This window comes from Pseudomonas sp. TH49, assembly GCF_016650625.1.
GTDB classification, from domain to species: Bacteria; Pseudomonadota; Gammaproteobacteria; order Pseudomonadales; family Pseudomonadaceae; genus Aquipseudomonas; species Aquipseudomonas fluorescens_H.
Genome location: NZ_JAEKFL010000001.1, coordinates 2,605,151 through 2,617,500, shown reverse-complemented (window position 1 = coordinate 2,617,500; position 12,350 = coordinate 2,605,151). Strand labels below are relative to the sequence as shown.

Annotated in this window: 13 protein-coding genes (1 of these 13 cut by a window edge); 5 read left to right on the top strand and 8 right to left on the bottom strand. The window is 59.1% G+C overall.

The window, feature by feature from the left end:
• The 5 genes from msrP to JFU48_RS11930 form a co-directional block, all read right to left on the bottom strand.
• Positions 1-161, bottom strand: partial view of a protein-methionine-sulfoxide reductase catalytic subunit MsrP gene (gene msrP, locus JFU48_RS11950; RefSeq protein WP_103484948.1) — the start only. The gene continues 853 nt to the left of window position 1, outside the view; the window shows 161 of its 1,014 coding nt (coding positions 1-161); its start codon is at positions 159-161; its stop codon lies off the left edge, out of view.
• Between the two features lie 63 nt (positions 162-224).
• Positions 225-1,082, bottom strand: coding sequence for a CDP-diacylglycerol--serine O-phosphatidyltransferase (pssA, locus tag JFU48_RS11945; RefSeq protein ID WP_003228213.1), 858 nt, complete (start codon positions 1,080-1,082; stop codon positions 225-227).
• Positions 1,083-1,228: 146 nt separating this feature from the next.
• Positions 1,229-2,245: a ketol-acid reductoisomerase gene (ilvC, locus tag JFU48_RS11940; RefSeq protein ID WP_003228216.1), complete on the bottom strand. Its 1,017-nt coding sequence runs from the start codon at positions 2,243-2,245 to the stop codon at positions 1,229-1,231.
• A 48-nt stretch (positions 2,246-2,293) separates the two neighbouring features.
• Positions 2,294-2,785 carry an acetolactate synthase small subunit gene (gene ilvN / locus JFU48_RS11935; RefSeq protein WP_003205610.1) on the bottom strand — a complete coding sequence of 164 codons (492 nt, stop codon included), beginning with the start codon at positions 2,783-2,785 and terminating at the stop codon, positions 2,294-2,296.
• Between the two features lie 2 nt (positions 2,786-2,787).
• Positions 2,788-4,512, bottom strand: coding sequence for an acetolactate synthase 3 large subunit (locus tag JFU48_RS11930; RefSeq protein ID WP_045122841.1), 1,725 nt, complete (start codon positions 4,510-4,512; stop codon positions 2,788-2,790).
• A gap of 399 nt (positions 4,513-4,911) precedes the next feature.
• Between JFU48_RS11930 and JFU48_RS11925 the strand changes: the two genes are divergently transcribed.
• A complete protein-coding gene (locus tag JFU48_RS11925; protein WP_201136573.1) occupies positions 4,912-5,328 on the top strand; it encodes a DUF4124 domain-containing protein in 417 nt (138 codons plus the stop codon).
• A 90-nt stretch (positions 5,329-5,418) separates the two neighbouring features.
• Here the strand turns inward: JFU48_RS11925 and JFU48_RS11920 are convergent, their stop codons facing one another.
• From JFU48_RS11920 to mrcB, 3 genes are read right to left on the bottom strand one after another with little or no spacing between them, the layout of a single operon-like run.
• Positions 5,419-5,754, bottom strand: a complete 336-nt coding sequence (locus JFU48_RS11920) for a YqcC family protein (RefSeq protein ID WP_103521357.1) — start codon at positions 5,752-5,754, stop codon at positions 5,419-5,421.
• Positions 5,754-6,509: a hypothetical protein gene (locus tag JFU48_RS11915; RefSeq protein ID WP_103484950.1), complete on the bottom strand. Its 756-nt coding sequence runs from the start codon at positions 6,507-6,509 to the stop codon at positions 5,754-5,756. The genes JFU48_RS11920 and JFU48_RS11915 overlap by 1 nt, the downstream gene beginning before the upstream one ends.
• A gap of 16 nt (positions 6,510-6,525) precedes the next feature.
• Positions 6,526-8,850: a penicillin-binding protein 1B gene (gene mrcB, locus JFU48_RS11910; protein WP_201136572.1), complete on the bottom strand. Its 2,325-nt coding sequence runs from the start codon at positions 8,848-8,850 to the stop codon at positions 6,526-6,528.
• A 116-nt stretch (positions 8,851-8,966) separates the two neighbouring features.
• Between mrcB and JFU48_RS11905 the strand changes: the two genes are divergently transcribed.
• From JFU48_RS11905 to JFU48_RS11890, 4 genes are all read left to right on the top strand, one after another.
• Positions 8,967-10,523 carry an AAA family ATPase gene (locus tag JFU48_RS11905; RefSeq protein WP_201136571.1) on the top strand — a complete coding sequence of 519 codons (1,557 nt, stop codon included), beginning with the start codon at positions 8,967-8,969 and terminating at the stop codon, positions 10,521-10,523.
• Positions 10,524-10,614: 91 nt separating this feature from the next.
• A complete protein-coding gene (locus JFU48_RS11900; RefSeq protein ID WP_003228227.1) occupies positions 10,615-10,959 on the top strand; it encodes a pentapeptide repeat-containing protein in 345 nt (114 codons plus the stop codon).
• Between the two features lie 280 nt (positions 10,960-11,239).
• Positions 11,240-11,512, top strand: coding sequence for a TfoX/Sxy family protein (locus tag JFU48_RS11895; RefSeq protein ID WP_003228231.1), 273 nt, complete (start codon positions 11,240-11,242; stop codon positions 11,510-11,512).
• Between the two features lie 16 nt (positions 11,513-11,528).
• Positions 11,529-12,329, top strand: a complete 801-nt coding sequence (locus tag JFU48_RS11890) for a Crp/Fnr family transcriptional regulator (protein ID WP_201136570.1) — start codon at positions 11,529-11,531, stop codon at positions 12,327-12,329.
• Positions 12,330-12,350 lie beyond the last annotated feature (21 nt).

The following is a 12,350-nucleotide window of genomic DNA, read 5'->3' as shown; positions in this document are numbered from 1 at the left end:
GCATAACGCGCCGCGTCTTCAGCGCTGGCCCAACGCGGCAGGCTGCTCACGGCGATACCGGCAGCGGTAGCTCCGAGCAATTGGCGACGAGAAAGATAAATGGCTTCAGGCGTGACATCCGACTCATGGCAGTCGGACGCTTTGGGGATTTTGATCAGCATGGCAACTCCGCAGCTTTGGAGGACAGATGCACCCATAGACTGCGGAGTATGCGGGAAATTACATCACTCGGCGTTTTTGTGACGACGAAGATGCAACAGGTATTGCACCGGGCCGGAAGCCGCGTAAGCGAGGAACACCAGCAGCAAAATGCGCGGTGGATCGCTGAACACCACGGCGAACACCAGCACCACGGCGAGAATCGCCACGAACGGCACACGGCCCTTCAAATCCAGCTCCTTGAAGCTGTTGTACTTGATGTTGCTGACCATCAGCATGCCGGCAGCCGCCACCATCAGCGCGACCAGGAACGACATCTTCGAACCCTGAATGCCGTAATCGCTGAACGCCCAGACGATCCCCGCCACCACGCCGGCAGCTGCTGGGCTGGCCAGACCGATGAAATAGCGCTTGTCCGCCGTACCGACCTGGGTGTTGAAACGCGCCAGACGCAATGCCGCGCCGGCTACATAGATGAAGGCAACCATCCAGCCGACCTTACCCATGTCGCCCAATGCCCAGCCAAAAGCCAGCAACGCCGGTGCGACACCGAAAGCGACCATGTCCGACAGCGAGTCATACTCGGCGCCGAAGGCACTTTGCGTATTGGTCATGCGCGCGACACGCCCATCAAGACCATCGAGCACCATGGCCACAAAGATTGCGATCGCGGCGAAGGCGAAGTACTTGCTCGCGTTCGCAGAGTCCCCGGCGCTCAAGGCAGCCTGGGCACTCATCGAGTTGATGATGGAATAAAACCCTGCGAACAGGTTCGCAGTGGTGAACAGATTCGGCAGCAGATAGATACCACGATGCCGGACTTTACGACCTTCTGCGTCGTGCCCTTCCTCGACATGTTCATCGATGGGCAGCAGGCTTTCGGCGTCAGAAGCCTGGTTCGGCTCTTCGGGACGTTCGCTCATGGACATTACCTTGCAACGGTTTGGAAAGTTTCGACAGGTGCCTGTGACGACGGTTCGGCCACAAACGATGCAGCTTTATACCAGAACCATCGGTTTCAAACGAAAAAACGCGGCCGAAGCCGCGTTTTTCGTACAAGGATGACGACTTAGTTTTTGGCTTTGTCGACGATCTTGTTGGCACCGATCCACGGCATCATGGAGCGCAGTTGCTCGCCGATGATTTCGATACCGTGAGCGGCGTTGTTACGACGCTTGGCGGTCATCGAAGGGTAGCCGGTTGCGCCTTCGCTGATGAACATTTTGGCGTATTCGCCGTCCTGAATACGTTTCAGGGCATTGCGCATGGCCTGACGGGATTCGGCGTTGATCACTTCCGGACCGGTCACGTACTCGCCGTACTCAGCGTTGTTGGAGATCGAGTAGTTCATGTTGGCGATACCGCCTTCGTACATGAGGTCAACGATCAGTTTCAGTTCGTGCAGGCACTCGAAGTAGGCCATTTCCGGCGCGTAGCCAGCTTCAACCAGAGTTTCGAAACCGGCTTTGACCAGTTCAACGGTACCGCCGCACAGTACGGCTTGTTCGCCGAACAGGTCGGTTTCGGTCTCGTCCTTGAAGGTAGTTTCGATGATGCCGGTACGACCGCCACCCACACCAGCTGCGTAGGACAGTGCAACGTTTTTGGCGTTACCCGAAGCGTCCTGGTAGATCGCGATCAGGTCAGGGATACCGCCGCCCTTCACGAACTCGGAACGTACGGTGTGACCCGGAGCTTTCGGCGCGATCATGATCACGTCGAGGTCGGCACGCGGAACAACCTGGTTGTAGTGGATCGCGAAGCCGTGGGAGAAGGCCAGGGTGGCGCCTTTCTTGATATTCGGCTCGATTTCGTTCTTGTACAGCGAGGACTGGAACTCGTCCGGGGTCAGGATCATGACCAGATCGGCAGCAGCTACAGCGGAAGCAACGTCGGTCACTTTCAGGCCGTGGGCTTCGGCTTTGGCAACAGTGGCCGAACCTTTACGCAGACCGACGGTAACGTCGACACCGGAATCTTTCAGGTTGCACGCTTGAGCGTGGCCCTGGGAGCCGTAACCGATGATGGCAACTTTCTTGCCCTGGATGATCGACAGGTCGCAGTCTTTATCGTAGAAAACTTTCATGAATTTCCCCTATATATCCAGGCCGTTCAGGCCATTCGCTAATTTGGTTTAGATGCTGAGTACTTTGTCGCCGCGGGCAATGCCGGTCACGCCGCTACGGACGGTTTCCAGAATCGATGCGGTGCCGATGGACTGAATGAAGCTGTCGAGCTTGTCGCTGGTACCGGTCAATTGAACGGTATACACGCTGGCGCTGACATCGACGATCTGTCCACGGTAAATATCGGTGGTGCGTTTGATCTCGGCGCGCTGGGCACCAGTGGCCTTGACCTTGACCAGCATCAGCTCGCGCTCGATGTGAGCGCTTTCCGACAGGTCCACCAGCTTGACCACTTCGATCAGCTTGTTCAGGTTTTTGGTGATCTGCTCGATGATTTCATCGTGGCCGACAGTGGTCAGCGTCAGACGCGACAGCGTCGGGTCTTCGGTTGGGGCCACCGTCAGGCTTTCAATGTTGTAGTTGCGCTGCGAGAACAGGCCGACTACGCGAGACAAAGCGCCGGGTTCGTTTTCCAGAAGCAGGGAAATAATGTGCCGCATGATTAAGTACGCTCCGTCTTGCTCAGCCACATATCGCGCATGGAGCCGTCTTTGATCTGCATCGGGTAGACGTGCTCGCTGGTATCGACCGAAATATCGATCACCACCAGACGATCTTTCATGGCGAACGCCTCTTCCATCTTCGACTTCAAATCTTTCGAATCGGTGATGCGCACGCCGACGTGACCGTAGGCTTCAGCCAGTTTGACGAAGTCAGGCAGCGACTCCATATAAGAGTGCGAGTGGCGGCTGCCATAGCTCATGTCCTGCCACTGACGAACCATCCCCAGAACGCCGTTGTTCAGGATGACGATTTTCACCGGCAAGCCATATTGCAGGCAGGTCGACAGCTCCTGGATGTTCATCTGGATGCTGCCTTCGCCGGTGACGCAGGCAACGTCGTCATCCGGGAAGCTCAACTTGATGCCCATGGCCGCCGGAAAACCGAAGCCCATGGTGCCCAGGCCACCGGAGTTGATCCAGCGGTTCGGCTTGTTGAACTTGTAGTACTGCGCAGCGAACATCTGGTGCTGGCCCACGTCGGAAGTGATGAAGGCATCGCCCTTGGTCACTTCGCACAGGGTCTCGATCACAGTCTGCGGTTTGATCAGGCTGCCGTCGCCCTTGTCATAAGGGAACAGGCCGCGATCGCCGCGCCATTCATCGACTTGCTTCCACCAACTGGCAACGGACTCCTTGTTCGGGGTCTCGCCGATTTCCTTGAGGATCGCGACCATTTCGGTCAGGACGCTCTCCACCGGGCCAACGATTGGCACGTCGGCCTTGATGGTCTTGGAGATCGAAGCCGGATCGATGTCGATGTGGATGATCTTGGCGTTCGGGCAGAACTTCGCCGCGCCGTTGATCACACGGTCATCGAAACGTGCGCCGACAGCCAGGATTACGTCGGCATGGTGCATCGCCAGGTTGGCGGTGTAGCTGCCGTGCATGCCGAGCATGCCGATGAACTGACGGTCGGTGCCTGGGAAACCACCCAGGCCCATCAAGGTGTTGGTCACTGGCAGGTTGAGCATTTTGGCCAGTTCGGTCAGCGGTGCGGAACCGTTGCCCAGGATCACGCCGCCACCGGAATAAAGCACTGGGCGCTTGGCCGCCAGGAGCATTTCTGCCGCTTTGCGGATCTGCCCGGAATGGCCGCGAACGGCCGGGCTGTAGGAACGCAGCTTGGCTTTTTTCGGGAAGACGTATTCGAACTTCTCGGCCGGGTTGGTCATGTCTTTCGGGATATCGACCACGACCGGACCTGGACGACCGGATTGTGCAAGGTAGAAGGCCTTCTTCATGACTTCCGGGATTTCCGAGGCGTGCTTGATCATGAAGCTGTGCTTCACGATCGGCCGGGAGATACCGATCATGTCGGTTTCCTGGAACGCGTCGGTGCCGACCATGGTGCTTGGCACCTGACCGGAAATGATCACCATTGGAATCGAATCCATATAGGCGGTGGCAATACCGGTGATGGCGTTTGTGGCGCCTGGACCGGAAGTCACCAATACCACGCCGGCTTTACCGGTGGCACGGGCGTAGCCGTCAGCCATATGGGTAGCCGCTTGCTCGTGACGAACCAGGATGTGGGTCACTTCCGGTTCTTTGAACAGGGCATCGTAAACATGAAGGAGAGCACCACCAGGGTACCCGTAGATATATTTGACGCCTTCGTCACGCAAGAAGCGGACGAGCATCTCACCGCCAGATAAAAGCTCCACGTTGTTCACCTCTAAAACGCCAGAATACCGTCCACACAAAAGGGGCGGGTCTTAATAGGTTTACTTCTCGGCAGAGCATGAGCGACGGTGGTCGCCGACTACGTCAGCACTGACTGAGCAAGTATTGGGATCGTCCCAAGTGTTGCGGGCCTTTCCCACCCAGCGCGAGGTAACGCGTTGCGGGTGTAACAGGTCGACGCGGATATGCGCCTCATGATCTACCGAGTGGGTCTGCTTCTGGCAGTCCCTCTACAGCGGACTTTGGATTCTTCTGTTTCGCCCTCTCCAAGTCAAGCCGTCAATGTGCTTAATTGTGGGTAAGCACATGAGAACGCAAGAAAAAACCTGAAAACCGCTACTCTGTTAGTGTCAATTGCGCAATTTTGCTAAGGAATCAGCATGCGAACGCTCCTCGTCACACTGCTGCTCGGTCTCAGCCCGTGGTGCATGGCCGGTCAGATCTACAAATGGGTCGATGCCCAAGGCGTCACTCACTTTGATGCGCAGCCGCCGCAAGGTCAGCCGGCGACGACCATGCAGACGCCCTCCTCGCCCCCGCCGAGACCTGCCGCCATACCTGGCAGCGGTGCGTTGGGCGATCAGAAAGCCATCGACGACAAGGTGAAAAAACAAGTAACCGAGCAGCAGGCGCAGCTCAAGGCGTTTTGCGAGCAGGCACGGACGAACCTGGCGCAATTGCAGAACAATCCGCGTTTGAGGGAGGAAGTGGAGGGAGAACTGAGGCGTCTCGACGATGCACAACGGCAAGAGCGCATTGTCGAAGCGCAGAAGCAGATTGCGCAGAACTGCGAATAGACACCTGTAGGAGCTGCGATCTTTTGACCTTGTTTACAAGAGCAGATCAAAAGATCGCAGACTGCGGCAGCTCCTACAGGGAGATCGGCGCTAGCGGGAAGCGGTGATCAGCAGGTCAAACTCTTTGAGCAACACCTGCAATTGCCGATCCTTGCCCTGCAGATTGCGCTGGGCAAAGACCATTTCGGCCATTTCCTGAATGCCCGAGGCATTGGGTAACGGCAGATCCTGCTCGAGAATCATCTTCATCCGAGGCAGGAAGATCCATTGCAGCCACTGCTCGAAATCCAGCGTGTCGACCGAAAACGGCTCGACACTGCTCAAGGCTTCGACCGATGGCTGAACGTCATCCCACCAACCCTGCGCGCGCAGTTCGCGCTCGATCAACAGCAACTGATCGGCGATTTTCGGGAAACGGCGATCCATCACAGTGAAACCTTGGCCTTCTGACGGGCCTGAGCGGCGCCGGCGGAATCGCCTTGTTTCTCACGGGACTGAGCGATGATTTCCCACAGATTGGCCTGCAAGTCCGGACGACCGTTGGCCATGGTCAGCGCCCGACGGGCGAACTGCTCGGCCTGTGGCGCATCACCTTGAGCCATGCGTACTTGCGCCAAGCGGTAAAGCACTTGCGGCTCACGCGGGGCAACGCGTTGAGCGCGCTCCAGGCTGGAGGACGCGCCGTTGAGGTCGCCACCCGCCTGCTGCTGTTGCGCCGTGGTCAGCAAGGCGAGCACCGGGCCATCCAGTTGTTCGTCAGCCGACAGACCGCCGCCACTGCTGGCCGAAGGAATGCCGCTTGGGGTCGAAGGCATGCTGTAGCTGCCGGAGTTGATCGGCGCCGACTCGACCGGCGACGGGTTGTACGGCCCCGCGGTGATACCGCCGGACGCTGGCCCCGGAACGATCGGCGACGAGCTGATCGGCGTCGAAGTTGTCGCGCCACCGCCCGGCACCATCACTACCACACCGGTGTCGCCTTGCGGGATGGCCTGGGATTGCGCCTGATCCTGCACCGGGCGTTTGACTGTCGTCTTGCGGAAGCCGCCGTTGGCCGACAGGCGTTCGCTGTTGGACACGGTCGTGCCGGCATCCACCACCGGGATCGAACCACGCTGTACGGTAGAGCAGCCGCTGAGCAAAGCCACGGCAGTCACCGCTGGAATCAACCACTTGTTCACTTGAAACCCTCTTTGCTTAATTCATCCAGCCCTTGACCCAATCCATCACCGACTCTGGCGAAGCAGGCGTTTCGCTTGCACACGAGGCGCCGGGTGGCGGTTCGCTGCCGCGAATATACGGCATCTGCACCGCCCCCGGACAGTTGGCATCGGAGCCTTGCCCGGTACGCGAATCGACCCACGCCTGGACGATGTTGTCCGGCTGCGGCATGTCCAGCGGCAGCGGATCGGCCTTGCGCATGAAACTGGTCCAGACCTGCAACGCGCCGGTTGCACCGGTGAACGGGGTCTTGCCGTTGTCGTCACGACCCAGCCAGACCACCGCCAACAGATCCTGACTGAAACCGGCGAACCAGCTGTCGCGCGAATCGTTACTGGTACCGGTCTTGCCGGCCAGCGTCAGGGTCTTGGGCAGCACGTTGTAAACCGAACTGCCGGTACCTTCACGCATTACCCGCTGCATGGCGTTCTGGATCAGGTAGATGGAAGCCGGATCGAAACGCTGTTGAATCTGGAACGGATAACGCTTGAGCGGTTCGCCATCGGCGGTCAGTACGCTGCGAATCCCGCGCATCGGCGTATTGAAACCGCCGTTGGCCAGGGTCTGGTACATGGTCGCCACTTCGATCGGGGTCATGCCGCCAGCACCCAGCAACATCGACGGGAATGCCGGGAATTCCCGCGTAACGCCCAGGCGTCCCAAGGTCTTGAGCACGTTCGGCACGCCTACTTCCAGGCCCAGACGCGAGGTCGACAGGTTGTAGGAATGCGCCAGCCCCTGATAGAGGAACACGGTGCCGTGGGAGCGACGGTCATAGTTCTGTGGTTTCCACACCTGACCGTCCGCACCCTTGACGGCCAGCGGTTCGTCCGACAGCCAACTGGTCAGCGTGTACTGGCTCGGTTTCTCCAGCGCGGTCAGATAGACCGCCGGCTTGATCAGCGAGCCCACCGGCCGCACCGCATCCAGCGCCCGGTTGAAACCGGCAAAACTGGCCTGCCGGCTGCCGATCATGGCCTGGACTTCGCCGGTCTCCGGGTTGGTCACGACCATCGCCGCTTCCACGTCATCGGAGCCCTTGCGTCCGGCCAGGCGTTTAAAGGTGTCATTGACCGACGCCTCGGCCTTCATCTGCAGAATAGGGTCGAAACTGGTGAAGATCCGCAGACCTTCTTCGGTCAAGTCTTCGTCGCGGTAGTCTTCACGCAACTGGCGTTTGACCAGATCGATAAAGCCCGGGAACGAGCTGTCGGCGAGCTTGCCGCGAGTGGTGACACCCAGTGGCATTTTCTTCGCCGCTTCGACCTGTTCGGCAGTCGCCACGCCTTGCTGCTCAAGCACGTCGAGCACCAGGTTACGCCGCTCCAGCGCGCGTTCCGGGTTGCGACGCGGGTTGTAGTAGGACGGCCCTTTGACCATGCCGACCAGCAACGCTACCTGATGCAGCTTCAGCTCGGACAATGGCTGACCGAAGAAGAACTGACTGGCCAGACCAAAGCCGTGCACCGCACGCTGACCGTCCTGCCCGACGAAGACTTCGTTGAGGTAGGCCTCAAGAATTTCCTTCTTGTCGTAGTGCAGCTCCAGCAGCATCGCCATCATCGCTTCGGTGAGCTTGCGGCTCAGGCTGCGCTCGTTGGTGAGGTAGAAGTTTTTCACCAACTGCTGGGTCAGCGTACTGCCGCCCTGGGTCATCTTGCCGCCAGAGGTATTGACCCAGATCGCTCGGGCAATCGACTTCGGCGACACGCCCCAGTGACTGTAGTAGTCCCGGTCTTCCACCGCGATCAGAGTATCGAGCAGGTACGGCGGCACCTGATCGATCTTGATCAGGATGCGGTCTTCAAGGTTTTTCGGATAAATGCCGCCAATCAACAGCGGCTCCAGCCGCACCACGGACAATTTCGCACCGTTGAGCCCCGAGAGTTCGGCCACATAGTCGCCGGAGAAGCGCACGCGCACCGGCTGGGCTTTTTCCAGGCCTTCATAGAACTGGAAGCCACGGGTATTCAGATCAACGGTATTGCCGTTGACGGCAGCAGCGCCGGGGCCATTGCTCACGGCTTCGCGGCGATAGCCCAAGGCATCGAGCTCGGTGAGGAAATCTTCCTTGCTCAGCTTTTGTCCGACGAACAGCTCAAGCGGACGCGCGTATACCTTGGCCGGGATGGTCCAGCGCTTGCCGGAGAACTTCTCCTGCACCACGGCATCGAGGTAAACGGCGAAGCCAGCCAGCACCACAAGGCCGACCAGACTGAGTTTAATGGTCCAACCCAGCCATGGGCGCAGGCCCTGGGAAGGTGGTTTTTTCTTGGTACGGGGGGATCGAGTTCGAGTCATGGCGGCGGATTATACGCACTTTATTCATACTCAACAGGAGCGCTCCGAGGTTTGCGTCAGGCTGGCGAGCGGCCATAATGGCGACCTCGAATTTCCCAGTCTCTGAAGGATCGCCCGTGAGCCAGTCACTGATCGCTGCCCTGCAAAACCCGGCCCTCTACCCGCACCCCGTCGAAGGGTTCCAGGTCATCGAAACCCATATCTCGTGGGTGATCCTCACCGGCCCGTTTGCTTATAAAGTGAAGAAGCCGGTGAATTTCGGCTTCCTCGACTTCACCAGCCTCGAATCGCGCGCGCACTTCTGCGCTGAAGAACTGCGTCTGAACCAGCGCCTGACCGAAGATTTGTATCTGGACGTGTTGCCGGTGACCGGCAGTGTCGAAGCGCCACAACTGGGCGGCGACGGCCCGGTGATCGAATATGTGCTGAAAATGCGTCAATTCCCACAGACCGGCCTGCTCAGCACCTTGCAAGCCAACGGCGAGCTGACCACTCAGCACATCGACGAAATGGCCGAGCAGATCGCCAAATTCCACCTCAGCGCGCCAAAAGTCCCGGCCGAACACGACGCCGGCACGCCGGACAGCGTGATGGCCCCGGTGCGCCAGAACTTCGAACAGATCCTGCCGTTCCTCAGCGACAAAAATGATCTGTTGCAACTCGAGGCACTGAAAGCCTGGGCCGAAAGCAGCTTCGATCGTCTCAAGGCACTGTTCAGCCAGCGCAAGGCCGAGGGTTTCACTCGCGAATGCCACGGCGACATCCACTTGGGTAACGCCACCGTCATCAATGGCAAAGTGGTGATCTTCGACTGCATCGAGTTCAACGAACCGTTCCGCTTCACCGACGTATGGGCCGACACCGGTTTCCTGGCGATGGACCTGGAAGACCGTGGCCTGAAATCCCTGGCCCGCCGCTTCATCAGCCAGTACCTGGAGCTGACCGGCGACTATCAAGGCCTGGAAGTGCTGAACTTCTATAAAGCCTACCGCGCACTGGTTCGTGCCAAAGTCGCGCTGTTCAGCATGCCGGCGGATGCCACCCCGGTGCAGCGCGCAACCACCCTGCGCCAATACCGCAACTACGCCAACCTGGCGGAAAGCTACAGCACCATTCCTTCGCGCTTCATGGCCATCACCCACGGCGTATCGGCTGTCGGCAAGAGCCACGTAGCCATGCGCCTGGTCGAAGCGCTGGGCGCGATTCGCCTGCGTTCCGACGTCGAGCGCAAGCGCCTGTTCGGCGAGCAGACCGTAGCCAACGACGTGCAGGCCGGGATTTACAGCGCCGATGCCAGCGCCGCCACTTATGCCCGCCTGCATGAGATTGCCGGAGTGATTCTGCACGCCGGTTTCCCGGTAGTGATCGATGCGACCTACCTCAAGCGCGAGCAACGCGACAACGCCGCTCAAGTCGCCGAAGCCACCGGCACGCCGTTCCTGATCCTCGACTGCAACGCACCGCAAGCCGTGATCGAGAGCTGGCTGGCGATTCGTCAGGCTGACAAGAAAGATCCTTCCGACGCCACGCTGGCGGTAATCGAGGCCCAGCAGGCCAGCCGCGAAGCGCTGACGCCAGAAGAAATTCTGCGCAGCAAACGCGTACAAACCAATGAAAGCGGGACCCTCGACACCGTAGTGGCGCAGATCCGACAGCGACTGCCAGGCCTGTAAGAAACTATTTCGGCCGTGAAGCCCTCGCTTGCTTCACGGCCGTCAAATAGTGGCACTATACTGGCGTCATAAAACCAACAGGTGATGTGACATGAGCCAGCCGAAACTTCTCGACACCCCGCTTTATGCCCTGCTGCACAAAGACGACATCGCAGGCTTCAACAAGGAACGCCCGAACGACGGCCCGATCGACATGGTTGGTGGCGACTTCCGTGGTCTCGACTTGCGTGAACTGAACGCCGATGGCGTGGATTTCCGGGACGCCTACTTCCGCTCTGCCGATTTGCGTGGCATCGACTTTCGTAATGCATCACTCGAAGGCGCGAGCCTGGCCCATGCGCAGATTTCCGGCGCGTACTTCCCGCCGGAACTGAGTGCCGACGAGATCCTGATGTCGATGAATTTCGGCACCCGCCTGCGCTATCGCACTCGCTGATAATTTTTATCTTTCTCTGACCCGACGCCTTTCCCGTGTGGGAGCGGGCTTGCTCGCGAAGGCGTAGTGTCAGTCGATACATCTGGTGGCTGACAGGACGCCTTCGCGAGCAAGCCCCGCTCCTACATGTTTTCGCGTTTCTTCCCTCCTTTCTGCGTTCGCAGCCCCTTTCTTAGAAGCGTTTGCGTCGAATCCGACCAAACAACCACGCTTTTCCTACTGATGGCTACACTCCTGAGAAGATCGCCCACGCACCATTCGGCCGTCGCAAGGAGGCTTGATGAATGATGAACTGCAACACCTGAAGAATCTTGGCAAGACGTCGGCGCAATGGCTGCATGCCGTGGGTATCCACAGCGCCTCGGACTTGCGTCGCCTGGGGGCGGTGGACGCCTATCGGGCCGTGCGTACCCGCGGGTTTCGCGCATCAAAGGTGTTGTTGTACGCGATCGAAGGGGCGCTGATGGATGTGCACTGGAATGACATCCCGGCCGAACGCAAAGACGCCTTGAACAAGCAGCTCGAAGCCATCTCCTCGCGTCACAAGAACTGAACAGGCGCTGACGGCCATGTATCTGCTCGGGGAACAATCGGCACCTGTCGATGCACTGATCAATCGTTTGCAGAGTTTGCCTGCAAGCTGGCTCGAGGGTCTTTCGCCGTGCGGGCCGGCGCTTGAGCCAGAAACCTCTGACGACCTGATGGCACAGCTCCCACATGATCAGCTGTTTCTACTGACAGAAGGCGTCATCAACGGCTACATCGGCGGCCGTGCGCTGTTTTACTGGCAGGAAGGCGATCTGATCGGTCTGCAGCAAGGTGACGCCTGGGCCGATTGCCGTCTGCGCAGCGACGGGCCATTGCGCTTGCTGCCCTATCGGCGAACCGAACTGTTCCAGCATTTATATGCCGAGCCGGGCCGGGCCGAACAGTGGCTTGAGTATCTGCTGGGGCAGATGGCGCTGCTGGCTCACGCGGTGGCCGAACTGAAACCGCGGGAGTTCCGCAGCACCAATGGTTTTAAACGGGTCGAGAGCGGTGAGGTGTTGATCCAGCAGGGCGATGCCGCCGATCACGTCTTCGTGATCATCGATGGGCATGCCGAAGCGTTCGTGGATGGACACAAGGTTGGCGAAGTGCCCAAGGACGAGATTTTCGGCGCCATGGCGGTGTTCACCGGTGAGCCACGCAATGCGACGGTTATCGCTCGCGAGCCGAGCACGGTGATGCTGATTCCCGGCGAGCAGTTTCTGAGCATGACCCGCACCAATCCGAAGATCGCGCACAGCCTGATTGAGAGCATGGCCCGGCGCATCGGCCAGCTCAATCAGCAGATCACGCAACTGAGTGCGATCAAAGCTCCACGTTGAGTCCCTTGTTTCCGGGGCATT

Excerpts from the sequence above, each read along its gene's own strand:
- pssA (WP_003228213.1), bottom strand. The coding sequence starts at position 1,082 with ATGAGCGAACGTCCCGAAGAGCCGAACCAGGCTTCTGACGCCGAAAGC.
- ilvC (WP_003228216.1), bottom strand. The coding sequence starts at position 2,245 with ATGAAAGTTTTCTACGATAAAGACTGCGACCTGTCGATCATCCAGGGC.
- ilvN (WP_003205610.1), bottom strand. The coding sequence starts at position 2,785 with ATGCGGCACATTATTTCCCTGCTTCTGGAAAACGAACCCGGCGCTTTG.
- JFU48_RS11925 (WP_201136573.1), top strand. The coding sequence starts at position 4,912 with ATGCGAACGCTCCTCGTCACACTGCTGCTCGGTCTCAGCCCGTGGTGC.
- JFU48_RS11920 (WP_103521357.1), bottom strand. The coding sequence starts at position 5,754 with ATGGATCGCCGTTTCCCGAAAATCGCCGATCAGTTGCTGTTGATCGAG.
- mrcB (WP_201136572.1), bottom strand. The coding sequence starts at position 8,850 with ATGACTCGAACTCGATCCCCCCGTACCAAGAAAAAACCACCTTCCCAG.
- JFU48_RS11900 (WP_003228227.1), top strand. The coding sequence starts at position 10,615 with ATGAGCCAGCCGAAACTTCTCGACACCCCGCTTTATGCCCTGCTGCAC.
- JFU48_RS11895 (WP_003228231.1), top strand. The coding sequence starts at position 11,240 with ATGAATGATGAACTGCAACACCTGAAGAATCTTGGCAAGACGTCGGCG.
- JFU48_RS11890 (WP_201136570.1), top strand. The coding sequence starts at position 11,529 with ATGTATCTGCTCGGGGAACAATCGGCACCTGTCGATGCACTGATCAAT.